Below are 23,743 nucleotides of genomic sequence, written 5' to 3'. Positions count from 1 at the left end.
GGCGCCGGCCCGCGCCGGCGGCGACAACCGCGGCGGCCAGGGCCAGCGCGACGGCAAGCCGTCCGACCGTCCGGCCCACGCCGGCCGCGGCGACGCCCGCCCGCAGCAGAACCACCGCCGCCCCGAAGGCAGCGCCCGTCCCGCCGGCAACGGCAACGGCGGCCGCCCGGCCGGCGGCCCGCGCGCGGCGCTGCTCTCCAAGTAATATCAGCGGCATACCTGTTACTGCGACCCACGGACCCGCGCCATCATGCCTCTTTCTACCTGGTTGACGTTCTTCCTGGCCTCCTGGGCCATTTCGTTCTCGCCCGGCGCGGGGGCCATCTCCGCGATGTCCTCCGGACTGAAGTACGGCTTTGCCCGCGGCTACTGGAACACGGCCGGCCTGATCATGGGCATCCTGTTCCAGTTCGTGGTGGTCGCGGTCGGCCTGGGCGCGGTGCTGGCCACCTCCGAGATGGCCTTCAACGTGGTCAAGTACCTGGGCGTTGCCTACCTGATCTACCTGGGCGTGCGCCAGATCCGCACCGACGCCGCGCCGGTCGCGGTCGACGCCGGCGATCCCAAGCAGGCCTCGATCCGCGAACTGGTGATGCGCGGCTTCCTGATCAACACCATGAACCCCAAGGGCACGGTGTTCCTGCTGGCGGTGGTGCCGCAGTTCGTCGACACCGCCTTGCCGCTGACGCCGCAGTACGCGGCGCTGGCCGGCACGCTGGCGTTCACCGACCTGGTGGCGATGGGCGTGTACACGCTGCTGGCGGCGCGCGTGCTGCGCATGCTGCGCGATGCCAAGCACATCCGCTGGATGAACCGCACCTTCGGCTCGCTGTTCATCCTGGCCGGCGTGTTCCTGGCGTCGTTCCGCCGCCATTCCTGAATTTCCACGCGCGGGGCACGCGCCGGCAACGGCGCGTGCCCCGCTTGTTTCGATGCACGATACCGGACCGCGCCGGGCTGAGGCCGCGGCGTCAGGTTGAATCCTCCGATCATGAACATCCCACAAGAAGTAGCGCGGCGCCGTACATTCGCCATCATTTCCCACCCTGACGCGGGCAAGACCACGCTGACCGAAAAGCTGCTGCTGTTCGCAGGCGCGATCCAGATCGCCGGCAGCGTCAAGGCGCGCAAGGCCTCGCGCCACGCCTCGTCCGACTGGATGGAAATCGAAAAGCAGCGCGGCATTTCGGTGGCGTCGTCGGTGATGCAGATGGAATACCGCGACTGCGTCATCAACCTGCTCGACACCCCGGGCCACCAGGACTTCTCGGAAGACACCTACCGCGTGCTGACGGCGGTCGACGCCGCGCTGATGGTGATCGACGCCGCCAACGGCGTCGAACCGCAGACCATCCGCCTGCTGCAGGTCTGCCGCGCGCGCAACACGCCCATCATCACGTTCATCAACAAGATGGACCGTGAAGTGCGCGAGCCGCTCGAGCTGCTGTCGGAGATCGAAGGCCACCTGGGCATGGACGCCGTGCCGTTCTCGTGGCCGGTGGGCATGGGCAAAGCCTTCGGCGGCGTGTTCGACATCCGCCGCGACCGCATGCGCGTGTTCCGCCCCGGCCAGGAGCGCCGTTCGGACAACGACGATTTCATCGAAGGCCTGACCAACCCCGAGATCGGCCGCCGCTTCGGCTCGGCCTTCGAACAGGCCAGCGGCGAGATCGAACTGATCAACGAAGCCGCGCCCGCGTTCGACCGCGACCAGTTCCTGGCCGGCAAGCAGACCCCGGTGTTCTTCGGCTCGGCCATCAACAACTTCGGCGTGCAGGAAGTGCTGGACGCGCTGGTCGAGCAGGCCCCGCCCCCTGGCCCGCGCGTTGCGCTGCAACGCGAAGTGCAGCCCGAGGAGCCCAAGTTCACGGGCGTCGTGTTCAAGGTGCAGGCCAACATGGATCCGGCCCACCGCGACCGCGTCGCCTTCGTGCGCGTGAGCTCCGGCCGCTTCGAGCGCGGCATGCGCCTGAAGGTCGCGCGCACCAACAAGGAAATGCGCCCCAACAACGTGGTGTCGTTCCTGTCGCAACGCCGCGAACTGCTGGACGAGGCCTATGCCGGCGACGTGATCGGTATTCCCAACCACGGCGTGCTGCAACTGGGCGACGTGCTGACCGAAGGCGAAACGCTGCAGTTCACCGGCCTGCCGTTCTTCGCGCCGGAACTGTTCCAGGCCGTCGAAGTGAAGGACCCGCTGCGCACCAAGCAGTTGCGCACCGGCCTGACGCAGCTGGGCGAAGAGGGCGCCATCCAGGTGTTCCGCCCCGAGGCCGCCGGCGGTTCGCTGCTGCTGGGCGCGGTCGGCCAGCTGCAGTTCGAAGTGGTCGCGCACCGCCTCAAGACCGAGTACGGCGTGGACGCGCGCATGATGCCTTCGCGCTACACAATGGCACGTTGGATTACTTCTGATAACCCCAAGGCGCTGCGCAAGTTCATGGATGCCAATGCAGCCCATATCGCCTATGATGTGGTCGATGCGGCGGCGTTTTTGATCAGTTCCCCCGCGCAGTTGCGCGTGGCCGAGGAACTGTATCCGGATGTGAAATTCCACGCCATGCGGGAGCACGGCGGCAAGGTCTTCGGAGACAAGGCGTAGACCCGTTCGGGTACCGCACGGCAGATGAGGGTAGCAATGTCTTGGCGTTTATTATTCGCAACGCTCTTGCTGGCGCTTGGCGCGTCGGCATGGGGCGGCATTCAATTGGGTGATTGGCTGGTGGCGCATGCGCCGCCCGCCGCGCCTGCGCCCGGCCAGGATGCGGCCGCGTCGCAGCAACCCGTGCTCGACGCCAACGGGCGTCCCTACGTGGCCCAGCCGCCGCAGCCGCGCATCGACGGCACGCTCGGCGTGCCCGACAAGCCCGCCGACCGCGAATGGGCCATCAACACCGTTTCGCTGTTCGACACCGTCAGCGATCCGGCCGTGAAGATCTCGCGCGAACGCATCAGCCAGGAACAGGCGCGCGAAATCGCCGCCGCCTCGCAAGTGCCGCTGCCGCAAGGCGGCTCCGACGTCAGCACGCTGGATCTGCAGGCGCCGGGCACCGGCGCCGCCGTCAATGGCGGCCAGGGCCAGCCCGCCAACCAGACCCAGGCCGCCGGCTACGGCAACACGCCGATGGTGCAGGCGCCGCCGCCGCCCAACTCTTCGCCCGCGCCCGGCGCGCCTGGCTGGCAGGACGCGCTCAAGCGCGAACTGGCGCAGTGCGCCCAGCAAGGCTTCTTCGAACGCCCCTCGTGTTCGTGGGCGGCCCGCAACAAGTACTGCGGTCCCAACCGCGCCTGGGGCACGATGGCCGAATGCCCGGCCCGCCCGCAATAAGTCCGCATTCCCCGGCCGCGCCGCACGCGCGGCGGCAGCAAAAAAATGGCGCCCCGCGGGGCGCCATTTTCATGCCGGCAGGGCCGTTCAGTCGGGCACCGACATCTGGCTTTGCAGGTAGTTCTGCAGGCCGACCTTGTCGATCAGGTCGATCTGGGTTTCCAGGTAGTCGATGTGCTCTTCGGTGTCGTCCAGGATGTCCTGGAACAGATCACGCGACACGTAGTCGCGCACCGATTCGCAATAGGCGATGGCTTCCTTGACGGTCGCCTGGGCGGCTTGCTCCAGCTTCAGGTCACAGGCCAGCAGCTCCGGCACGTCTTCACCGATCAGCAGCTTGTGCAGGTCCTGCAGGTTGGGCAGGCCGTCGAGCATGAAGATGCGCGCGATCAGGCGATCGGCATGCTTCATTTCACCGATGGACTCTTCGTACTCGTGCTTGCCCAGCTTGTCGAAACCCCAGTGGTTCAACATGCGGGCGTGCAGGAAATACTGGTTGATCGCCGTCAGTTCGTTGGTCAGTTGCTTGTTCAGGAACTGGATGACGGTTTTGTCGCCTTTCATAATGGACTCCTTGCAGTCGGACGCGACGCGCACTGCATCGCGACAAGAAGCGCACGATGCCGCGAGTACGCAACCCCGGCAGACTAACATCGGCCGCGGGGCCGCGCCTAGCCTTGGCGCGCATTTGGTAAACCGCTTTACGAGCGCTACAAGAAAGCGACAAACAAATGAGAATGAGTATGTGTGCGCGTTGATTTGCATGCGCGGCGCAAGCGTTGCGCGGCCTGCGCGCACGCGGCCCGCCCGATCCGGCCGTCATTTGCCGCGCAAGCGCCGGGCCTGGGCGCGGGCCGGGCGCCGGATTCATCGACGCGATCGCAACGACGCCCCGCGTTGTCCTGGAACAACCCGCGGGGCATGGATGCCGCGCACGCTTCACGCCTTGCCGCCGCGCCGCGTCCCGGCCGACAGCCTCGCCACCTCAAGGCGCGCGCCGCGTCGCCAGCCAGATGCCGAACGCGATCGGCACGATGCCCAGCAGGTCCAGCCACGTCACCTGTTCGCGCAGCACCAGCCAGCCGAACAGCAGCCCCAGCGGCGGCATCAGGAAATGCAGGGCGCTGGCCGCCGTCGCGCTGGCGCGGCCCAGGATCATGAACCACAGGTAATAGCCGCCGATGGACACCGCCACGATCATGTAGGCCATGCTCCAGAACAGGCTTGTGGTCATGCGCGCATCGCCGATGCTCTCGTGCAGCAGCGCCACCGGCATCAACGCCACCGCCCCGGCCAGCGACTGGATGCCGGTCGCCATCCACAGTCCCGTCGAAGGCTTGAGGCGCTTGTAGAGCAGCGTGCCCGCCACCAACGCCACCAGGCCGCCCGTCACCAGCAAGGTGCCGTGCAGGTCCTCCTGCATGCCCGACAGCCGTGAACGCAGCACCAGCGCCACGCCGGCCAGCCCCAGGCACAGGCCCAGCATCTTGCGCCAGCCCAGCCGCTCGCCCAGCACCGGTCCGGCCAGCACGCCGATCAACAGCGGATTGGTGCTGATCAGCACCGCGGTGAAGGCCGACGAGACCGTGGTCATGCCGCTCCAGCTCATGCCCAGGTAGGCCGCGTTGTTCAACACGCCCAGCAGCACCAGCGCCGCCAGATCGCGGCCGCTGGGCCGTTGCCAACGGCCACTGGCCGCGGCCACGCCGAGCATCAGGGCGCCGGCGATCAGGAAGCGGATGGTCAGCAGGGTCAGCGGCGGACAGTCGCGCACCGCGATCTTGGCCGCCGCGAACGCCGAGCTCCACAGGAAACAGAACGCCGCGATGGGCGTCCAGGCCACGCCCATCGGCGCGTCGGCGGGCAGGGCGGTGGCGGGCAAAGTCGATGACGCCTTCATGGCAGCGGGTCCGGGCAAAGGAAGAGGAGCCCATTCTGGGCGCGGCCCTATCCATTGACAAACGCTTTATTTGGATCAAAAGTATTTGAAAAACCGATGCAAAGGCGTCTCTCATGCTCGATCTCGATCTACTGCACAGCTTCGTCTCCGTCGTCGACGCGGGCGGCTTCACCCGCGCCGGCGAGCGGGTTCACCGCAGCCAGTCCACCGTCAGCCAGCAGATCCGCAAGCTGGAGGAGACTCTCGAATGCACGCTGTTCGTGCGCGAGGGCCGCCAGGTCCACCTGACCGAGGACGGCGAACGCCTGCTGGGCTATGCGCGCCGCATGCTGGTGCTGTCCACCGAAGTGCGCGAAGCGGTCAGCGGCCGCAAGCGGGTCGAGGTGATCCGGCTGGGCATCCCCGACGATTTCGCCGCCGACAGCCTGACAGCCATCGTGGCGCAGTTCGCCCGCACCCGACCAGCCGTCAGGCTGTCGGTGCGCTGCGACCTGACCGTGGCGCTGACGCGCGGGCTGGAACGGGGCGACCTGGACCTGGCGCTGCTCAAGCGCGAACCCGGCGCCGGCCCGGCGCTGACCACCTGGCCGGAACACCTGCACTGGATCGCCGGCCCGCACGCGCTGCCCGCCAGCAGCGAACCGGTGCCGCTGGTGGCCTTTCCGCAGGGCTGCATCTACCGCAACCGCGCCATCCACGCGCTCGAACGCGCCGGACGCCGCTGGCGCATCGCCTACGAGAGCCCCAATCTGATGGGGATCCAGGCCGCGCTGGCGGGGGGTCTGGGAGTGGCCTTGCTGGAGCGCCGCTGCATCGCCGCGGGCCATCGGCTGGTCGACGACGCGTTGCCGCCGGTGCCGCCGTCCGAGCTGGCGCTATGCCTGTCGGAGCCGGCGCGCGAGCCGGTGCGCCAGTTGGCGGGGATGATCAGGGATTTTTGTGAAACGGAAACACAACGGCTTGCAGGGCTGAGCCTGCAAGCCGTGGCAGATGACGGCGCCGTTCAGGCGACCGCGACCTGGATGACCGGATAGCTGCTGTTCGCCGCGGACGCGCCCGGTTCGACCATGGCGGCCGGCGGGTTGACCGGAACGGCGATCGAGCGCACATCGCACACGCTGGAGCAGCGGCCGCCCGGCAGGTATTCGGCGGCGGTGGCCGCGCAGCAGCCGCAGCACGTGGCCACGCCCAGCTCGAACTGCAGGTCGGAAAGCGACGTCGCGCCCGCGTCCACGCTGGCGCGGACTTGGCGTTCGGTAATGGCATTACATACGCAAATGTACATGAGAATAATTATCGAGATTTATTCCTGCAATGGCAAGTACCGTGCCTAAATAATTTGCAACTTCGCGGTCATCTAACTCTTTGAAATAAGGGACGTTTTATCGGCGTGACTTGACGCACGGCCGAAGGGCGCGCGCCCTGTCCGGCGTCACATGCCACGCCGTTCAGCAGGTCCGGCAGGGTGCTTTTGCGATCAATCCGGGGGATATTCCCGGCGGGCGTGCAAGATATGGATGACCTCGATCGCCAGTTCGGTGACTCGGTAGACCACCACGTAATTGACGTGCACGACGAGTTCGCGCGTGCCGACGACGCGGCCGACTCGATACCGGTATGGGTGTCGGGCCAGGGACAGCACGGCGTTGTCGATGCGTTGCCGGAGGTTGCGCGCCGCTTGCGGACTACGCTCGGCAATGTAGGAGATGATTCCCGCCAGATCGTCTGCGGCGGTAGGAAGCCAGGATACGTGAAGCATGCGCAACTCGGCTGTGCCAGCGACCGGGCACGGCGAGCATGTCCTCAGACCGGCTCAGACCGACGGTTTCATCCTTGGCCGTCTTGCGTGTCCTGCCGACGCTTGCGCGCCGCGTCGATGATGGCATCCATGCGAGCCATCACTTGGTCGTGGGGAATGGCCGGACGCGGATCGTTCAGGCTGGCTTGCACCTTCGCGCGGAACCAGCGGTCGTAGCTGACCGCCTGTTCTTCAGTCTCGAATTCCGAGACGGTGGGGGAAGGGACTGGGCCCATGGAAACGCTCCTGATGAAAGCCCAGTGTACGGCAACGAACGCTCGTCAAGGCGCCAGGCCCCGCAGCGCTCTGCCGCAAAAATATCCCTTATTTCACCGCGCCACGGCCTGCGCCTTGCGCAGCGCGGCCGGTGCGATCCGCAGCGCTTCGCGATATTTCGCGACCGTGCGGCGGGCGATGACGATGCCCTGGTCGGCCAGCTTTTCCATGATCTGGCTGTCCGACAGCGGCTTGGCCCGGTTCTCCTCGGCCACCATCTGGCGGATGAAGGTCTGCACCGCCGTGGCCGACGTGGCGTCGCCGCCGTCCGTCGACACCCCCGCCCCGAAGAAGCGCTTGAGTTCCAGCGTGCCGAACGGAGTGAGCATGTACTTCTGCGTTGTGGCCCGTGAAATGGTGGATTCGTGCAGGCCCAACTCGCCGGCGATGTCTTTCAGGATGAGCGGCCGCATGGCCGCCGGCCCCTGGCTGAAGAAGGCGGTCTGGCGGTCGACGATGGCCTGGGCCACCCGCAGGATGGTGTCGAAGCGCTGCTCGACGTTGCGGATCATCCACTTGGCCTGCTGCAACTGCGCCTGCAGGCCGGCGTGGGCCGACTCCTTCTGGTTGCCCAGCATCTGCGCGTACAGCCCGTTGATCTGCAGGCGCGGCATGGCGGCGCTGTTGAGCGTCACCTGCCAGCCGCGGCGCGTCTTGCGCACGATCACGTCGGGCACGGCGTAGTCGGCCGCCGGCACCGTCCAGGCGCGGCCGGGGCGCGGTTCCAGGCGCAGGATCAGGGCATGGGCGACGCGCAGCGTCGCCTCGTCACAGCCGACCGCCGCGCACAGGCGGGCGTTGTTGCCGGTGGCCAGCAACGCCAGGTGCTGGCCGCAAATGAGGCGGGCGCAGGCCAACGCCTTGGGATCGGCGGCCTCGGGCAGGCGCGTCAGGTCCGGGTTGCGCAGCTGCAACAGCAGGCAGTCGGACATGTCGCGGGCGCCGATGCCGGTCGGGTCGAACGACTGCAGCAGCGACAGCGCGGCGCGCAGTTCGTCCAGGTCCGGCTCCATCTCGGCGGGCAGCCAGCCCAGGATTTCCTCCAGCGGCGACCCCAGGTAGCCGTTCTCGTCCAGCTCATCGATCAGCAGCGCCGCCAGGGTGGCATCGCGCGGCGCCGCGCGCGTCAGCACCAGCTGGCCCAGCAGGTGTTCGCGCAGGGTGTCGGGCCGGGCCGCCTCGGGCAGGCTGGAGTCGTCGTCGGGATACACCCCGCCCGAGCCCGGCATTTCGTCCACCGGGGTCTCGCGCTCGGGCGCTGGCTCGTCGTCCTGCACCGACGATTCGCGTTCCGATTCCGCCTGGGTTTCGACCGACGACGGCTCATCGTCGCGTTCCAACAACGGATTGTCGGCAAGCACCTGCGAGATTTCCGCCTCGAGGTCGAGCGTGGACAGCTGCAGCAACCGGATGGATTGCTGCAGTTGAGGGGTCAGCGTGAGATGCTGACCGGGCCGCAGTTCTAAAATTGGACGGGTCATAGGTACAATATTTTGCATGATGAATCAGACTTCGCCCGCACGCGTTCGCCAGGATTGCCGACTTATCGGCCAGACCCTGCTCAAACTGGCGCTTCCCCGACTTCTCGTGCGCGCGATCGTGATCGCCGTCGCCGTGATCGTCTGGTATCTCGCCGCCTCCTGGATCCTGGATTTCGGCAAGCGCATCAACTACGAATTCCTGCATTCGCTGGGCCAACCCACCATGGACATGGTGCAGAAGGTCAATCCGTACATCTGGTGGGTCGTCGCCGGCATCTGGACCCTGATCGTCTTCTTCATCCTGCGCGCCTGGCTGTCGGCCAGCCTGGCTTCCGGCCGCGCCACCCCGGTCGGCACCGGCGTGCTGGCCGACCTGGCGCCGCAGCTGTCGGAGGAGTCCCTCGGCGTGCTGCGCTGGACCTGGGGCAGCCGCGAAGAACCCTTCACCGTCGGCGACCTGCACCGCTCGCTGTCGGAAATCCGCCACAACCGCATCGGCAAGATCGCCATGGTGGCCGAACAGGCCGACATCCTCGACGCCAAGCCGTCGCGCGACAACCGTGACGACGGCCGCCGTGACGACGGCCGCCGCGATGCCCGCGACAGCCGCGAACAGCGCTACATCGAGCCCCGCATCGGCGGTCCGGCCCGCTGAACCGACGTCCGCCAACCAACGCATCAGGCCGCCGCAAGGCGGCCTGGTTGTTTCAGTCCCCTGCCAGCCGGGCTCCCCTATACTGGCCCTCCAGGCTCGCGCAACCGCGGGCCGCGCACCTTTAAAACCAGATCAAGCCGACTGCAGAGACCAGCCGGATGCGCGGCCGGCCCCCTGGAGTTGCTTTACATGTTCCGCACCCCCGTCCGGTATGCCGCCGGCCTCCTGCTGGCCTGCTCGGCCGCCTTCGTCGCCGCCCCGGCCAACGCCGCCTGGCCCGACAAGCCCATCACGTTCGTCGCGCCCTTCAGCGCCGGCGGCGCCAACGACCTGGTCGCTCGCATCATCGCCAAGGCGGTGGGCACGACCCTGAACCAGCCCGTCATCGTCGAAAACCGTCCCGGCGCCGGTGGCGTGGTCGGCGCCGCGCACGTCGCGCGCAGCGCGGCCGATGGCTACACCTACCTGGTGGGCAGCAACGGCACGGTCACCAACAGCCTGATCCGCTCGGACCAGCCCTACAAGGACGAAGAGCTGACCCCGGTCGCGCTGCTGTCGATCACGCCGTCGGTCATCGTCGCCAATCCGTCGAACCCGGCCAAGGACCTGAAGGACTTCGTCGAACGCGCCAAGAAGGCCAAGACCGACCGTATCACGTTCTCGACCGCCGGCAACGGCAGCACGCCGCACTTCGTGGCCGAGATGGTCAAGGAAGCCACCGGCCTGCCGGTCGAGCCGATCGCCTACAAGAGCGGCTCGGAAGGCGTGACCGCGGTGATCGGCAAGCAGGTCGACGCCACCTCCGAAGCCAGCATCGTCACGCTGCCGCTGGTGCAGAGCGGCAAGCTCAAGGCCCTGGCCACCACCTGGGACAAGCGCATGGCCAGCGCGCCGGACATCCCCACCACCGCCGAGCTGGGCTTCCCCGCCATCCGCATCGGCCACTGGGCCGGCCTGTACGCGCCCGCCGGCACGCCCGCCGACGTGCTCGACAAGATGAACGCCGCCATCGAGAAATCGCTGCAGACCAAGGAAGTGCAGGACGCCCTGCGCCAGAGCAGCATCGAGCCGGGCGGCGGTTCGCGCGCCAGCTTCATCGAATTCGCCAAGAGCGAGCGCGAGCGCCTGGGCCAGGTCGTCAAGAACGGCCACATGCAAACGCAGTAACGCGAGTGATGCCCAGCCGGGGACCGATCCGTCCCCGGCTTTTTTATCGCCTTCCCGATTGCGCTGCCCGCAAAAGTATGTTTGACTAGCACCCTATGGCCGCTCAACGCACCTCCCTCGCGATTGCCACCGGACGCTCCGCCGCTCCGGTTGCCGGCCTGCGCGCTCGTACCGCCTTCATCGCGCTATCGCTATACCTACCGATCGGTTGCCGGGCCTAGTGTCCCCGTGGTAGCTCGGCAGCCACGCTTGCCACACGCGATTTCCCCTTTTCAAAACTGAATCTTGCGCCGCGCGAACGCGGCCAACCCTGGCACCAGGCCGCCATCCGGCCGCATGCCGGCCGAGGAAACCGATCCCGGGATTCACAAGAAACCGATCGAGGTGTAGTGATGATGCTTGCCAACCCCGCCACCAAATACGTCCCCTTCGCGCCGTTCACCCGCGACTTCTCCGAACGCACCTGGCCCAGCCGCCGCATCACGCAGCCGCCGATCTGGATGAGCACCGACCTGCGCGACGGCAACCAGGCCCTGATCGAGCCGATGAGCGTCGAGCGCAAGCTCCGCTTCTTCGAGCAGCTGGTCAAGATCGGCTTCAAGGAAATCGAAGTGGGTTTCCCGTCGGCCTCGCAGACCGACTTCGATTTCGTGCGCAAGCTGATCGACGAAAAGCGCATCCCCGACGACGTCACCATCATCGTGCTGACGCAGTCGCGTGAAGACCTGATCAGCCGCACCGTGGAAGCCGCCGCGGGCGCCAAGCAAGCCATCGTCCACATGTACAACGCCTGCGCGCCGGCCTTCCGCAAGGTCGTGTTCAACATGAGCAAGGACGAAATCAAGAACATCGCCACCACCGGCACGCGTCTCATCAAGCAATACGTGGCGCAGCGTCCGGAAACCCAGTGGCGCTACGAGTACTCGCCCGAAGTCTTCAGCACCACCGAACCCGAATTCGCGCTCGAAGTCTCGAACGCCGTGGCCGACGTCTGGCAGCCCACGCCGCAAAGCAAGATGGTGCTGAACCTGCCCGCCACCATCGAGGCCACCAGCCCCAACCTGTACGCCGACCAGATCGAGTGGATGCACAAGAACCTGGCGCGCCGCGACAGCATCGTCCTGAGCGTGCACCCGCACAATGACCGCGGCACCGCCGTGGCCGCCGCCGAATTCGCCGTGATGGCCGGCGCCGACCGCATCGAAGGCTGCCTGTTCGGCAGCGGCGAGCGCACCGGCAACGTCGACCTGGTCACGCTGGCCTTGAACCTCTACACCCAGGGCGTGCACCCGGGCCTGGACTTCTCGGACATCGATGAAGTGCGCCGCTGCGCCGAGTACTGCAACCAGTTGCCGGTGCACCCGCGCCACCCGTACGCCGGCGACCTGGTCTTCACGGCCTTCTCCGGTTCGCACCAGGACGCCATCAAGAAGGGCTTTGCCCTGCAACAGCCCGACGCCGTCTGGGAAGTGCCGTACCTGCCGATCGACCCGGCCGACCTCGGCCGCAGCTACGACGCCGTGATCCGCGTCAACAGCCAATCGGGCAAGGGCGGCGTGTCGTACCTGCTCGAACAGGAGCACGGCCTGGTGTTGCCGCGCCGCCTGCAGATCGAATTCAGCCGCGCCATCCAGCGCGTCACCGACGAGACCGGCCGCGAAGTCACGGCCGACGACGTGCACACCATCTTCAACCGCGAATACCTGGAACAGAAGACCCCGTGGAAGCTGGTGCGCCACCGCATCGACGGCAATCCGTCGGCCGGTGAAGGCCAGCACTTCAGCATCGAGGCCGAACTCGAATACAACGGCGAACGCCGCATCGTGACGGGCAAGGGCGACGGCGCCATCTCGGCCTTCGTGGCCGCGCTGGACGTGCCGGTGCGCATCATGGACTACCACGAGCACGCCATCGGCACCGGCACCGACACCCGCGCCGCCTCCTATGTGGAACTGCGCGTCGGCGATTCGAGCACGGGCTTCGGCGTGGGCATCGACCGCGACATCGTCACGGCCTCGTTCCAGGCCGTGCTGAGCGCGGTGAACCGTCACATCAACGCCGGCACCGTCGCCGCCGAACAGGAAGCCGCCGAGGCCGCGTGATCCGCCGCCAGGCCGCGGGCGTGGCGGTTACCGCCGCCGCGTCCCCCGCGCGCTTCTTACGGTGAAGCCGCTCCGCACAAAAAAAGCCCGCCTTTATCCGGCGGGCTTTCTTTTTGGCGCGGCGGGTCGAGGGTCCGGCTCAGCCCCGCGGCCACATGTCGGAGGCGCCGATGTCGGGCTCGCGCGCCGCCAGCAGCCGCTCGTGGATCCAGGCGGCGATCGCCAGGGTGCGATGGTCATCGTAGCGCTTGCCGATCAGCTGCAGGCCCACCGGCAGGCCTTGCGGGCCGGTGGCGAAGGGCAGGTTCAGGCACGGCAGGCCGAACAGGGTCCAGGCGCGCGAGAACTGCGGGTCGCCCGTGCCGAGGTCGGCGAACGGCGCTTCGCCGCTGGCGGCGGGCGCGAGCAGCACGTCGTACTTGTCGAACCAGCCGTCCACGCGGGCGCGCGATTCGGCGGCCCGCGCCAGGTTCCTGATGTGCTCTTCGGCGGTGATCTGCGCGCCGGCCTCGAGGATCGCCTGGATCTTCGGGCTGAGCTGCGCGGCATGCTCCAGCCGTTCATAGGCCAGTGACTGCGACGACTCGAACGCCATGATGTCGGCGTGCAGCTGCACCAGCATGCAGTGCTCGGGCGGCAGCGGCACCTCTTCGACGTGGGCGCCGGCGCGCGACAGCGTGGCGGCGGCCTGCGCGAAGGCTTCCTTGGTCTCGGACTGGGCATGGCGCCACTGCAGGCTGCGGTACATGCCGATGCGCGGCTTGGCGTCGTAGCTCAGGTCCAGCAGGCGCGGATCGCGCATCAGGACCGAGGCGAACAGGGCCACGTCCGGCACCGAGCGGGCGAAGCCGCCCACGGTGTCGAGCGATTCGGCCAGGCTCTTCACGCCGGCCCGCGGGATCGCGCCGAAGGTGGGCTTGTAGCCGACGATGCCGCAATACGAAGCCGGGCGGATGATGGAGCCCGCGGTCTGCGAGCCCAGCGCGAACGGCACCATGTCGTCGGCCACCGCCGCGGCCGAGCCGCTGGAGGAGCCGCCGGGGGTGTAGGCCTCGTTGCGCGGATTGCGGGTCGGGCCGGCCTGGTAGGTGGCAAATTCGGTGGTGACGGTCTTGCCGATCACGATGGCGCCGGCATGGCGGCACAGCGCCACGGCGGCCGCGTCCAGCCCGGGGCGATGGCGTTCGTAGATGGGCGAGCCGTAGCGCGTGGGCAGGTCGACGGTGTCGAACAGGTCTTTCACGCCCAGCGGCAGGCCGTGCAGCGGACCGCGCAATGCGCCCCGGTCGAGGGCTTCGGCGTGGTCCAGGGCGGCCTGCTTTTGCAGCGCCGTCCAGGCATGGATGGTGTTTTCGCGTTGTTCGATGCGCGCAAAGCAGGCGCGCACCAATTGCACCGCAGTCAATTCGCGCCGTTGCAGCTTGCGCGCCGCTTCAAGCGCGCCAAGTCTGTTTAAGGCAGTAGACATGATCCTTTCCTCTATCCCGGTGCCGTGCAAGATGCACGGTACTGACTTCCGCACCCGGTCCCCTTGACCTGGGGTTTATCCCGATCCGGCTGGCGGCATGATGCCGGCCGGCTGTGACAAACCCAGCCATTGTGCGCGTCGCGTCAATTGGGAAAACCACTGAAAAAAGCGGGTTTTCACAGGGATTTCATGCGGCGCCGCGCCCTGGCTTTATGTTGTTGCGTCGTTAACAGCATAGCGCAAACGGGTGCAACACAAAGGTCATATTTGTCTTGTAAGATGAAAACGTTTTCAGCAAACCGGCAGCAATGTAGCCATGGCGTCGCGCGCATCGCCCCGCTTTTCCATCATCGAGGTTGCCCGCAAAGCGGGGGTGTCGCCCGCGACGGTTTCGCGCGCGTTCAACCAGCCGGACATCGTCCATCCCGACACCCTGGCGCACATCCGCGCCATCGCCAAGCGGGCAGGCTTCCGGCCCAACCGCGTCGGCCGCAGCCTGCGCTCCGGCAGCACGCGCACCATCGGCCTGATCCTGCCGACACTCTCCAACCCGGTGTTCGCCGAGTGCTTCGAAGGTGCCGAGCGGCGCGCCCGCGAATCGGGCTACAGCGTGATGCTGACCGCCACCGGCTATGACCCGGCGGTGGAATCGGCGGCGGTCCAGGGGCTGATCGACCACCAGGTCGACGGCCTGATCCTGACCGTGGCGGACGCCGCCCGCAGCACCACGCTGGATGACCTGGACAGCGCCGGCATGCCCTACGTGCTGGTCTACAACGAATCCGCCGCCCATCCCTATGCCTCTGTCGACAATCGCGCGGCGGCCATCGACATGGTTTCGCACCTGGCCGCGCTGGGGCACCGGCGCATCGCCATCGTGACCGGCCCGCTGACGGCATCGGACCGCGCGCGCCGCCGCCTGGCGGGCGCCCGCGCCTGCGCCAAGAAGCTGGGGCTGGAACCCATCCAGCACATCGCCATGAGCTCGCACACCGGCAGCGACGCCGACGCCCTGAAGGGTGCGTTGCGCGGCAAGCAGGCGCCCACGGCCCTGTTCTGCTCGAACGACCTGCTGGCCACGGCGGTCATTGCCGACCTGGTGGCGCTGGGCCTGTCGGTGCCGTCCGATATTTCGGTCTGCGGTTTCGACGGCATGCGCTTCGGCGCCTTGCTGACGCCGCCGCTGACCACGGTGGCGCAGCCCAGCGACGGCATCGGCCAGGCCGCCTGCTCGAACCTGCTGGCGCAGATCCACGGCCAGCCGCCGCAATCGAGCCGCCTGCCGCACTGCATCGTGGTCGGCGGCACCGCCGCGCCGGTGCGCCGCTGAACCTTCCAGAACAGATAAAAAACGAGACACGCGTCATGCTCATCGCACAGATCACCGACCTGCACATGCGCACCCCGGGCGACAAGGCCTACGGCATCATCGATCCCGCCGCCTTCCTCGGCCCCGCGGTGCGCGCCCTCAACGCCCTGACGCCGCGGCCCGACTGCGTGCTGATCACCGGCGACCTGACGGATCTGGGCAAGGCGCACGAATACCAGGCGCTGCGCGAGCAGCTGCAGGCGCTTGAAATCCCGTATTTCCTGCTGCCCGGCAACCACGATGACCGCGCGCAATTGCGCGCGGCCTTTCCCGACCATGGCTATCTGCAAGGGCAGGGGCCGTTCATCCAGTACGCGGTCGAAACCTATCCGCTGCGCCTGCTGGCGCTGGACACGGTGGTGCCGATGAAGAGCCACGGCGAACTGTGCGACGAGCGCCTGGGCTGGCTGGCCGCGCGGCTGGCCGAACAGCCCGACCGGCCGACGCTGGTGCTGATGCACCACCCGCCGTTCCTGACCGGCATCGAGCACATGGATGCGATCGGCCTGCTGGCCGGCGCGCCCGAGCTGGAGCGCATCGTGGCGCGCTATCCGCGCGTGGAGCGGGTGCTGTGCGGCCACCTGCACCGCACCATCTTCCGCCGCTTCGGCGGCACCATCGCCTCGACCTGTCCGGGCACCGCGCACCAGCTGGCGCTGGAACTGGGGCCGCGCCCGACCTTGCAGTACATCATGGAACCGCCGGGCTACCAGCTGCACTGGTGGCACGACGGCGCGCTGGTCACCCATCACGCCGTGATTGGGGAATACCCCGGGCCGTATCCCTTCGCCTGAGCCCCGATCTCGATTACAAACACTATGCCTTGCCATATCTCCGTCATGATTGCGCTGCACAATGAAAAGGTTTTCATCGCACGCGCCGCAGACGGATCTGAAAATTAGATCCAAGAGACAGCATGTCATCCATCGTTCTGGATAACCTCACCAAGCAATACGGCGGCGCGGCCGCGATCCACGGCGTCAGCTTCACCGTGCCGGCCGGCAGCTTCACCGTGCTGCTGGGCCCTTCGGGCTGCGGCAAGTCGACCACCCTGCGCATGATCGCCGGACTCGACACGCCCACGTCCGGCACCATCCGCATCGGCGACCGCGACGTCACCCAGCTGCCGCCCGCCAAGCGCCGCATTTCGATGGTGTTCCAGTCGTATGCGCTGTTTCCGCACCTGTCGGTGCGCGAGAACATCCTGTTCGGCCTGAAGGTGCGCAAGGAACCGGCGCGCGACTACGACCGCCGCCTGCAACGCGTGGCCTCGCTGCTGGGCCTGGGCCATCTGCTCGACCGCAAGCCGTCGCAACTGTCGGGCGGCCAGCAACAGCGCGTGGCGCTGGGCCGCGCGGTGATTTCCGAAGCGCCGGTGTGCCTGATGGACGAGCCGCTGTCCAACCTGGATGCGCAGCTGCGCCATGAAATGCGGCGCGAGATCCGCGCGCTGCAGCAGGACCTGGGCATCACCATGGTTTACGTCACGCACGACCAGACCGAGGCCATGAGCATGGCCGATCAGGTGGTGCTGCTGCGCGGCGGCCAGATCGAACAGCACGACACGCCCGACGGCCTGTATGCACGTCCGGCCAGCGAATTCGCGGCGCGCTTCATCGGCACGCCGCCCATGAACCTGATCAACCTGATGCCGCTCCAGGGCGCCACCGTGATCGCCGGCACCCACGGTCCGGCCATCGCGGGCGCGCCGGAAGGCGCCGCCAAGCTGGGCGTGCGGCCCGAGCACATCCGCATCGACGGCGATGGCATCGCCGCGACGGTGGAAAGCGTGGAGTACTTCGGCGCCGATTCCATCGTGGTCTGCCGCATCGGCGACAGCGGCGGCGTGGCGGTGCGCGTGGGCGGCCATCTGCGGGCCCGCGCCGGCGAGGCGCTGCGCCTGTCGTGGCCGGCCGAGCAACAGCATTTCTTTGCCGCCGATTCGGCGGTCATCAACACCGTCGGGCGCTGAAGACGCCCAATCCACAGGAAAGGAAACGCAATCATGCGACGCATCGTACTCAAGACCCTGGCCGCCAGCCTTGCCGCCGCCTGCCTGTCGCTGCCCGTGCAGGCGCAGCAGAAGCCCGTCGAAGTGGAGTTCTACTACCCGGTCGCCGTGGGCGGCCCGATCACCAAGATCGTCGACGACATGGTGACGGACTTCGAGAAGGAAAACCCCGGCATCAAGATCAAGCCGATCTACGCCGGTTCGTACCAGGATTCGATCGCCAAGGCGCTGACCGCCCTGAAGGGCGGCACGCCGCCGCAGCTGGCCGTGCTGCTGTCGACCGACATGTTCACGCTGATCGACGAAGACGCCATCGTGCCGATCGATGGCCTGGCCAAGAGCGACGCCGACAAGAAATGGCTGGGCGGCTTCTACGACGCCTTCATGCAGAACAGCCGCACCGGCGGCCACACCTGGGGCGTGCCGTTCCAGCGTTCGACCATCGTGATGTACTACAACAAGGATCTGTTCAAGGCCGCCGGCCTGGATCCCGAGCGCGCGCCCGCCACCTGGGCCGAGCTGGTCGAGTACGGCAAGAAACTGACCAAGCAGGACGCCAGCGGCAACACCACCCAGTGGGGCATCGAGATCCCGTCGGGCGGCGCCTTCGCCTACTGGCTGTTCCAGGCCCTGACCACGCCCAACGGCGCGATCCTGATGAACGAGGCCGGCAACGAGGTCTACCTGGACAAGCCCGCCGTGGTCGAGGCCGCGCAGTACTGGCACGACCTGTCGGCCAAGCACAAGATCATGCCCACCGGCACGATCGACTGGGGCACCACGCCCAAGGACTTCCTGGAAAAGAAGGCCGCCATCATCTGGACCACCACCGGCAACCTGACCAACATCCGCAAGAACGCCGACTTCCCGTTCGGCGTGGCGATGATGCCGCAGCAAAAGCGCGGCGGCAGCCCGACCGGCGGCGGCAACTTCTACATCTTCAAGAGCGGCACGCCCGAGCAACAGCAGGCCGCGCTCAAGTTCGCGCAATGGGCCACGACGCCCGAGCGCGCCGCCGACTGGAGCATCGCCACCGGCTACGTGGCCGTGACGCCGGCCGCCTGGCAGACCGAGAAGATGAAGAAGTACGCGCAGGAAGTGCCGGCCGCCGCCGTGGCGCGCGACCAGCTGCAGGTGAGCGTGGCCGAATTCTCGACCCACGAGAACCAGCGCGTCACCAAGACCCTGAACGACGCCCTGCAGGCGGCGCTGACGGGTTCGAAGACGCCGCAGCAGGCGCTGACCGACGCCCAGCGCGAAGCCGACCGCATACTGCGTTCCTACAAGTGATCCCGCAAGCACGATGAGCCGCTCTTTGAATGCGCTTTATGGCTGGCTGCTGTTGCTGCCAGCCATCGTGCTGCTCGCCGCGTTCACGCATTACCCGGCGCTGGCGACGCTCTGGCACAGCTTCTATTCCACTCCCAAGGGCGCGCGCCCGGCCCGCTTCGTCGGGCTGGACAACTACGCGGTCATGCGCGACGACCCGGTGTTCTGGCAGTCGCTCTGGAACAACCTGTGGTTCGCGCTGGGCACCATCCCGACCTCGATCGGCATCGCGCTGGTCATGGCGCTGTGGGTCAACCGCAACCTGCGCGGGCGCGGTTTCCTGCGCATGGCGTACTTCACGCCGACGGTGCTGCCGATGGTGGCGGTGGCCAATATCTGGCTGTTCTTCTACACCCCGCAGTACGGCCTGATCGCGCAGGTGATGCAGCTGTTCGGCTCGCCCGGTCCCAACTGGCTCGGCAACCGCGAAACCGCGCTGCCGGCGCTGATGCTGGTGACGGTGTGGAAGGAATCCGGCTTCTTCATGATCTTCTACCTGGCCGCGCTGCAGACGGTGTCGCCGTCGCTGCGCGAGGCGGCGATGCTGGAAGGCGCCTCGCGCTGGCAGTATTTCCGGCGCGTGCTGTGGCCGCTGTTGATGCCGACCACGCTGTTCGTGCTGATCAACGCACTGATCAACGCCTTCCGCCTGGTGGACCACGTGGTGGTCATGACCCGCGGCGGGCCCGACAACGCCAGCACGCTGCTGCTGTACTACATCTACCAGGTGGGCTTCAGTTTCTGGGACACCGCCTACGCCGCGACGCTGACCGTCGTGCTGCTGGTGGTGCTGGCGCTGACGGCGCTGATCAAGTTCCGCTGGCTGGACCGCAGGACGCACTACCAATGAAAGACAAGCTCGATACCCTGGGCGCGTGGGCGCTGGGCCTGCTGTGGATCCTGCCGCTGGCCTATGCCGTGTGGGCGGCGTTCCACCCGCCGGCCTACGCCACCCGCTTCGATCTGTTCGCGCCGCTGACGCTCGACAACTTCGCGCGGGCCTGGCAGGCCGCGCCGTTTCCGCGCTACTTCGCCAACACCTTCCTGCTGGTGACGATGGTGCTGGCGGCGCAGCTGGTGTTGTCGACGCTGGCCGGCTACGCCTTCGCGCGCTTCGAGTTCCGCGGCCGCGACTTCGTCTTCATGCTGGTGCTGCTGCAGCTGATGATCATGCCGGACGTGCTGCTGGTGGAGAACTACCGCTCCATGAGCCAGCTCGGCATCCGCGACACGGTGTTCGCCATCGGCCTGCCGTACTTCGCCTCGGCCTTCGGCATCTTCCTGCTGCGCCAGACCTTCAAGACGGTGCCGCGCGAGCTGGAAGAGGCCGCGCGCATGGAGGGCGCCAACGCGCTGCAGGTGCTGTGGAAGGTGTACGTGCCGCTGGCCAAGCCGATCTACGTGGCCTACGGGCTGGTGTCGGTCAGCCACCACTGGAACAACTTCCTGTGGCCGCTGATCATCACCAACTCGGTGGAATCGCGGCCGCTGACGGTGGGCCTGCAGGTGTTCTCGTCGACCGACCAGGGCATCGACTGGTCGGTGATCACCGCCGCCACGCTGATGTCGGCGGCGCCGCTGCTGATCGCCTTCCTGCTGTTCCAGCGCCAGTTCGTGCAGTCGTTCATGCGCGCCGGCATCCGCTGATCCGCCCCGGAAAACAAAAGACCCCGCGTCATGCGGGGTCTTTTCATTGGCGCGGCCAGGCGGTCAGTAACCGACCGTCAGTCCGGGCAGGTCCACGGTGATGCGCGGGCGCTCCAGCGCCAGCGCCAGGTGCTCGGCGAACTCGCGGGCTTCCTTGGCGTCGGTGGACAGGATGTCGTAGCCGAGCGCGTCGGCCACGCCCAGCACCTTGTCCAGCAGCAGCACCTTGCCGCTCGGGCGCAGGGGTTCACAGCCCAGGGTTTCCCAGGCGCCGTCGAACCAGTCGCGGGCGTCGTTCTGGCGCTGCGGGCTGGGTTCGACGTTGGCCGACAGGTCCAGCGAGCGCCGGGTATCGAAAACGATGGTGATGTCGCTGCGCATGGCAGGGATTCCTTGAAATGGCGTCAGCCGCAAAGGGTAGGGAAAAATCGCCGGACAGATTGTCCGTCCGGCGACATTGCCTACCAGCCGCGGGAGACTTCCCAGGTGACCTCGGCGCCGGCGGCCTGCGACTGGCGCATCATGTCCAGCAGGGGAAAGGCGCGTTCCTTCAGGCCGACCGCGCGCGCCATGGGGGCCACGGGCGCCTTGTCCTCGTCTTCCTCGTCCTCGTCGTGGCTGCCCTGGGATTCCTCGATGGCCTTCTGGATGCCCTGGATGGCCGGGCCGAGCTGGTCGACGGTGAAAACCCCGCGCTCGGGGATCTTGTCGCCAAAGGACTTGCCCGCCGCCTGCAGCAGGACGCCGGCGTGGTCGGTCAGCATCAGGACTTCGGCCACGACCTTGGAGTGAAATGTAATCAGCATATTCCGGTCTCCCTCACTATTGAATACCTTCCATACACTACCGCAACGCCCTGGGGATGCCAACTGGCCCCTTGCGGCGGCCCGGCCGGACGGGGGGCCGCGCCCGGTGGCGGCCGCCAAATCAAGCTATGATTCAGGAGATTCCCGTGACGGCGGAAGCCGCGGCGGCCGAGAATCCGGCGCCCAGGCGCGGTCGTGCCCCGAGCGGCGCGCCCGCCGGGCCGATCCTGCCCCCGGCGCCGCCGGCGGGCCCGTACGCGCCCCCGGCCCGACGCCTTCGTCACCCACCCAGAACTTCTCCAGACGCCCATGCTCCTCGAGCAACAAAAACAGCTTATTTCCCTGATCCAGGCCGCGGTTGCGCAGAGCCTGCCCGACGCCCAGGCCGATACGGCCCGAGCCACCGTGCTGCTGGAGCGCCCCAAGGTCGCCGCCCACGGCGACGTCGCCACCAACGTGGCCATGCAGCTGGCCAAGCCGGCCAAGCGCAACCCGCGCGAACTGGCCCAGGCCATCGTCGAGGCGCTGCTGGCGCAGCCCGGCGCCCGCGACCTGGTGGAAAGCGCTGAAATCGCCGGTCCCGGCTTCATCAACCTGCGCGTCACCGCCGCCGCCCGCCAGGCCGTCATCGCGGCCGTGGCCGAGCAGGGCGAGGCCTTTGGCCGCGCCGCCCGCAGCGGCGAGAAGATCCTGGTGGAATTCGTGTCCGCCAACCCCACCGGCCCGCTGCACGTCGGCCACGCTCGCCAGGCCGCCCTGGGCGACGCCCTGTGCCGCCTGTATGACGCCATCGGCTGGGACGTGACCCGCGAGTTTTATTACAACGACGCCGGCAACCAGATCGAGAACCTGGCCATCAGCGTGCAGGCGCGCGCCCGCGGCCTGACGACCGACTCGCCCGACTGGCCCGCCGACGGCTACAAGGGCGACTACATCCTGGACATCGCCCGCGACTTCCAGGCCGGCAAGACCCTGCAGGCCTCGGACGGCGAACCCGTCACCGCCACCGGCAACATCGACAGCCTGGACGACATCCGCGCCTTCGCCGTGGCCTACCTGCGCCGCGAGCAGGACCTGGACCTGCAGGCGTTCGGCCTGAAGTTCGACAACTACTACCTGGAAAGCTCGCTGTACACGTCGGGCCGGGTCGAGGCCACCGTCAAGGCGCTGATCGCCGGCGGCCATACCTATGAGGAAGGCGGCGCGCTGTGGCTGCGCACCACCGAGCTGGGCACCGGCGACGACAAAGACCGCGTCATGCGCAAGAGCGAGGGCGGCTACACCTATTTCGTGCCGGACGTGGCCTACCACAAGGCCAAGTGGGAACGCGGCTTCCACCGCGCCGTGAACATCCAGGGCAGCGACCACCACGGCACCGTGGCGCGCGTGCGCGCCGGCCTGCAGGCGCTGGAAGAGGGCATTCCCAAGGACTACCCGTCCTACGTGCTGCACAAGATGGTCAAGGTGATGCGCGGCGGCCAGGAGGTCAAGATCTCCAAGCGCGCCGGCAGCTACGTGACCATGCGCGACCTGATCGACTGGGTCGGCCGCGACGCGGTGCGCTACTTCCTGATCCAGCGCCGCGCCGACACCGAATTCGTGTTCGACGTCGACCTGGCGCTGTCCAAGAGCGACGAGAACCCGGTCTATTACATCCAGTACGCCCACGCGCGCATCTGCTCGGTCATCAACAACGCCGGCATGCCGGCGGCGGACGTGGCCGCGGCCGATGCGTCCCTGTTGACCGCCCCGAGCGAATTCGCGCTGATGCAGCGCCTGGCCGAATTCCCCCACGTGGTGGCGCTGGCCGCCCAGGAACTGGCCCCGCACCACATCGCCTTCTGGCTGCGCGACTGCGCCTCGGACTTCCACGGCTGGTACAACGCCGAGCGCGTGCTGGTCGACGACACCGCGCTCAAGCTGGCGCGCCTGCGCCTGGCCGCGACCACGCGCCAGGTGCTGGCCAACGGCCTGGCGTTGATGGGCGTGTCCGCCCCCGAGCGGATGTAACATCGGTACATGGCCACCAAGCGCAAACCCACCCGCCGGTCAGGCGAAAGCGGCAGCACCCTGTACGGGGCGCTGGCCGGATTGCTCATCGGATTGATCGTGGCCGCCGTCGTGGCGTTCTACGTCACCAAGGCGCCCGTGCCGTTCGTCGACCGCGCCACGCGGCAGGGCGACGCCGGCAAGCTGCCCGACCCGCGCCAGGCGCCGGACCCCAACGCCGGCCTGTATGGCCGCGACGGCGCCGCGGGTTCGTCGCCCACCGGCCCGACCGCCACGGCGCCCGCGCCGCTGCCGGGCGCCGCCGGCACCGAGCCGTCGCGCAAGCCTGACGACCTGGGCGCGCTGATCGCCACCCTGCCGACCTCCAACACCCCCCCCGCCGCCGCGCCGGCCGTGGCC

23 protein-coding genes and 2 pseudogenes are annotated in these 23,743 nt (G+C 67.6%); 16 read left to right on the top strand and 9 right to left on the bottom strand.

Features of this window, described 5'->3' with window-relative positions:
• The 4 genes and pseudogenes from AOZ53_RS34900 to AOZ53_RS31455 all read left to right on the top strand — a co-directional run.
• Positions 1–205 (top strand): annotated as a pseudogene (locus AOZ53_RS34900) (RNA helicase); the annotation flags it as partial.
• A 45-nt stretch (positions 206–250) separates the two neighbouring features.
• Positions 251–880, top strand: a complete 630-nt coding sequence (locus AOZ53_RS31465) for a LysE family translocator (RefSeq protein ID WP_054461022.1) — start codon at positions 251–253, stop codon at positions 878–880.
• 111 nt (positions 881–991) lie between these two features.
• Positions 992–2,599: a peptide chain release factor 3 gene (locus AOZ53_RS31460; RefSeq protein WP_054433946.1), complete on the top strand. Its 1,608-nt coding sequence runs from the start codon at positions 992–994 to the stop codon at positions 2,597–2,599.
• Between the two features lie 24 nt (positions 2,600–2,623).
• Positions 2,624–3,325: a hypothetical protein gene (locus tag AOZ53_RS31455; RefSeq protein ID WP_180180218.1), complete on the top strand. Its 702-nt coding sequence runs from the start codon at positions 2,624–2,626 to the stop codon at positions 3,323–3,325.
• 87 nt (positions 3,326–3,412) lie between these two features.
• On the opposite strand, the gene bfr is transcribed toward AOZ53_RS31455, so the two are convergent.
• Together bfr and AOZ53_RS31445 are read right to left on the bottom strand one after the other, a co-directional pair.
• Positions 3,413–3,889, bottom strand: coding sequence for a bacterioferritin (gene bfr, locus AOZ53_RS31450; protein ID WP_054490860.1), 477 nt, complete (start codon positions 3,887–3,889; stop codon positions 3,413–3,415).
• Positions 3,890–4,310: 421 nt separating this feature from the next.
• A complete protein-coding gene (locus AOZ53_RS31445) occupies positions 4,311–5,225 on the bottom strand; it encodes a DMT family transporter (RefSeq protein WP_054433944.1) in 915 nt (304 codons plus the stop codon).
• A 113-nt stretch (positions 5,226–5,338) separates the two neighbouring features.
• Between AOZ53_RS31445 and AOZ53_RS31440 the strand changes: the two genes are divergently transcribed.
• Positions 5,339–6,259, top strand: coding sequence for a LysR substrate-binding domain-containing protein (locus AOZ53_RS31440; protein ID WP_054490858.1), 921 nt, complete (start codon positions 5,339–5,341; stop codon positions 6,257–6,259).
• Here the strand turns inward: AOZ53_RS31440 and AOZ53_RS31435 are convergent.
• The 4 genes from AOZ53_RS31435 to rpoN all read right to left on the bottom strand — a co-directional run bounded on the left by AOZ53_RS31435 (position 6,229) and on the right by rpoN (position 8,798).
• Complete coding sequence (locus AOZ53_RS31435; RefSeq protein WP_054433942.1) at positions 6,229–6,510, bottom strand: (2Fe-2S)-binding protein; 282 nt, start codon at positions 6,508–6,510, stop codon at positions 6,229–6,231. The genes AOZ53_RS31440 and AOZ53_RS31435 overlap by 31 nt on opposite strands.
• A 192-nt stretch (positions 6,511–6,702) precedes the next feature.
• Positions 6,703–6,984 (bottom strand): type II toxin-antitoxin system RelE/ParE family toxin, encoded by a 282-nt coding sequence (locus AOZ53_RS31430; protein WP_054433941.1) that lies wholly within the window; start codon positions 6,982–6,984, stop codon positions 6,703–6,705.
• 68 nt (positions 6,985–7,052) lie between these two features.
• Positions 7,053–7,259 carry a type II toxin-antitoxin system RelB family antitoxin gene (locus AOZ53_RS31425; protein WP_054433940.1) on the bottom strand — a complete coding sequence of 69 codons (207 nt, stop codon included), beginning with the start codon at positions 7,257–7,259 and terminating at the stop codon, positions 7,053–7,055.
• Between the two features lie 93 nt (positions 7,260–7,352).
• The gene (rpoN, locus tag AOZ53_RS31420; protein WP_054475263.1) at positions 7,353–8,798 is read right to left on the bottom strand and encodes an RNA polymerase factor sigma-54; all 1,446 of its coding nucleotides are present in this window, start codon (positions 8,796–8,798) and stop codon (positions 7,353–7,355) included.
• On the opposite strand from rpoN, the gene AOZ53_RS31415 reads away from it, so the two are divergent.
• From AOZ53_RS31415 to leuA, 3 genes are all read left to right on the top strand, one after another.
• The gene (locus AOZ53_RS31415) at positions 8,797–9,435 is read left to right on the top strand and encodes a hypothetical protein (protein ID WP_054433938.1); all 639 of its coding nucleotides are present in this window, start codon (positions 8,797–8,799) and stop codon (positions 9,433–9,435) included. The genes rpoN and AOZ53_RS31415 overlap by 2 nt on opposite strands.
• Positions 9,436–9,624: 189 nt before the next feature.
• On the top strand, positions 9,625–10,602 hold the full coding sequence (locus AOZ53_RS31410; RefSeq protein WP_006392283.1) for a tripartite tricarboxylate transporter substrate binding protein: 978 nt from the start codon (positions 9,625–9,627) through the stop codon (positions 10,600–10,602).
• 392 nt (positions 10,603–10,994) lie between these two features.
• On the top strand, positions 10,995–12,704 hold the full coding sequence (gene leuA / locus AOZ53_RS31405; RefSeq protein WP_054433937.1) for a 2-isopropylmalate synthase: 1,710 nt from the start codon (positions 10,995–10,997) through the stop codon (positions 12,702–12,704).
• Between the two features lie 139 nt (positions 12,705–12,843).
• Here leuA and AOZ53_RS31400 read toward each other — a convergent pair whose 3' ends face one another.
• Complete coding sequence (locus tag AOZ53_RS31400) at positions 12,844–14,172, bottom strand: amidase (protein ID WP_054433936.1); 1,329 nt, start codon at positions 14,170–14,172, stop codon at positions 12,844–12,846.
• Positions 14,173–14,488: 316 nt separating this feature from the next.
• On the opposite strand from AOZ53_RS31400, the gene AOZ53_RS31395 reads away from it, so the two are divergent.
• The 6 genes from AOZ53_RS31395 (at position 14,489) to AOZ53_RS31370 (ending at position 20,528) form a co-directional block, all read left to right on the top strand.
• Entirely contained in the window at positions 14,489–15,502 is a 1,014-nt protein-coding gene (locus AOZ53_RS31395) for a LacI family DNA-binding transcriptional regulator (RefSeq protein ID WP_054433935.1), read from the top strand.
• A 35-nt stretch (positions 15,503–15,537) separates the two neighbouring features.
• On the top strand, positions 15,538–16,335 hold the full coding sequence (locus AOZ53_RS31390; protein WP_054433934.1) for a phosphodiesterase: 798 nt from the start codon (positions 15,538–15,540) through the stop codon (positions 16,333–16,335).
• Positions 16,336–16,457: 122 nt separating this feature from the next.
• The gene (locus tag AOZ53_RS31385; RefSeq protein WP_054433933.1) at positions 16,458–17,513 is read left to right on the top strand and encodes an ABC transporter ATP-binding protein; all 1,056 of its coding nucleotides are present in this window, start codon (positions 16,458–16,460) and stop codon (positions 17,511–17,513) included.
• 33 nt (positions 17,514–17,546) lie between these two features.
• The gene (locus AOZ53_RS31380) at positions 17,547–18,842 is read left to right on the top strand and encodes an ABC transporter substrate-binding protein (RefSeq protein ID WP_054490855.1); all 1,296 of its coding nucleotides are present in this window, start codon (positions 17,547–17,549) and stop codon (positions 18,840–18,842) included.
• A 13-nt stretch (positions 18,843–18,855) separates the two neighbouring features.
• Positions 18,856–19,731 carry a carbohydrate ABC transporter permease gene (locus AOZ53_RS31375; protein WP_035359840.1) on the top strand — a complete coding sequence of 292 codons (876 nt, stop codon included), beginning with the start codon at positions 18,856–18,858 and terminating at the stop codon, positions 19,729–19,731.
• Positions 19,728–20,528, top strand: coding sequence for a carbohydrate ABC transporter permease (locus AOZ53_RS31370; protein ID WP_006386977.1), 801 nt, complete (start codon positions 19,728–19,730; stop codon positions 20,526–20,528). Before AOZ53_RS31375 ends, AOZ53_RS31370 begins: the two co-directional genes overlap by 4 nt.
• A 63-nt stretch (positions 20,529–20,591) precedes the next feature.
• On the opposite strand, the gene AOZ53_RS31365 is transcribed toward AOZ53_RS31370, so the two are convergent.
• Both AOZ53_RS31365 and AOZ53_RS31360 read right to left on the bottom strand, forming a co-directional pair.
• Positions 20,592–20,909, bottom strand: a complete 318-nt coding sequence (locus tag AOZ53_RS31365; protein ID WP_006386976.1) for a hypothetical protein — start codon at positions 20,907–20,909, stop codon at positions 20,592–20,594.
• Positions 20,910–20,989: 80 nt separating this feature from the next.
• Complete coding sequence (locus AOZ53_RS31360; RefSeq protein WP_054490853.1) at positions 20,990–21,334, bottom strand: DUF1840 domain-containing protein; 345 nt, start codon at positions 21,332–21,334, stop codon at positions 20,990–20,992.
• Between the two features lie 309 nt (positions 21,335–21,643).
• Here AOZ53_RS31360 and argS point away from each other — a divergent pair, with 309 nt between their 5' ends.
• Both argS and AOZ53_RS31350 read left to right on the top strand, forming a co-directional pair.
• Complete coding sequence (argS, locus tag AOZ53_RS31355) at positions 21,644–23,344, top strand: arginine--tRNA ligase (RefSeq protein WP_054475293.1); 1,701 nt, start codon at positions 21,644–21,646, stop codon at positions 23,342–23,344.
• A 9-nt stretch (positions 23,345–23,353) separates the two neighbouring features.
• A pseudogene (locus AOZ53_RS31350) lies at positions 23,354–23,743 on the top strand (SPOR domain-containing protein); the annotation flags it as partial.

Origin of the sequence: Achromobacter sp. 2789STDY5608621, assembly GCF_001299375.1 — a bacterium.
In the GTDB taxonomy this organism is placed as follows: Bacteria; Pseudomonadota; Gammaproteobacteria; order Burkholderiales; family Burkholderiaceae_B; genus Achromobacter; species Achromobacter insuavis.
The sequence above is the reverse complement of the archived record's forward strand: the minus strand, read 5'-3'. Positions and strand labels throughout refer to the sequence as shown.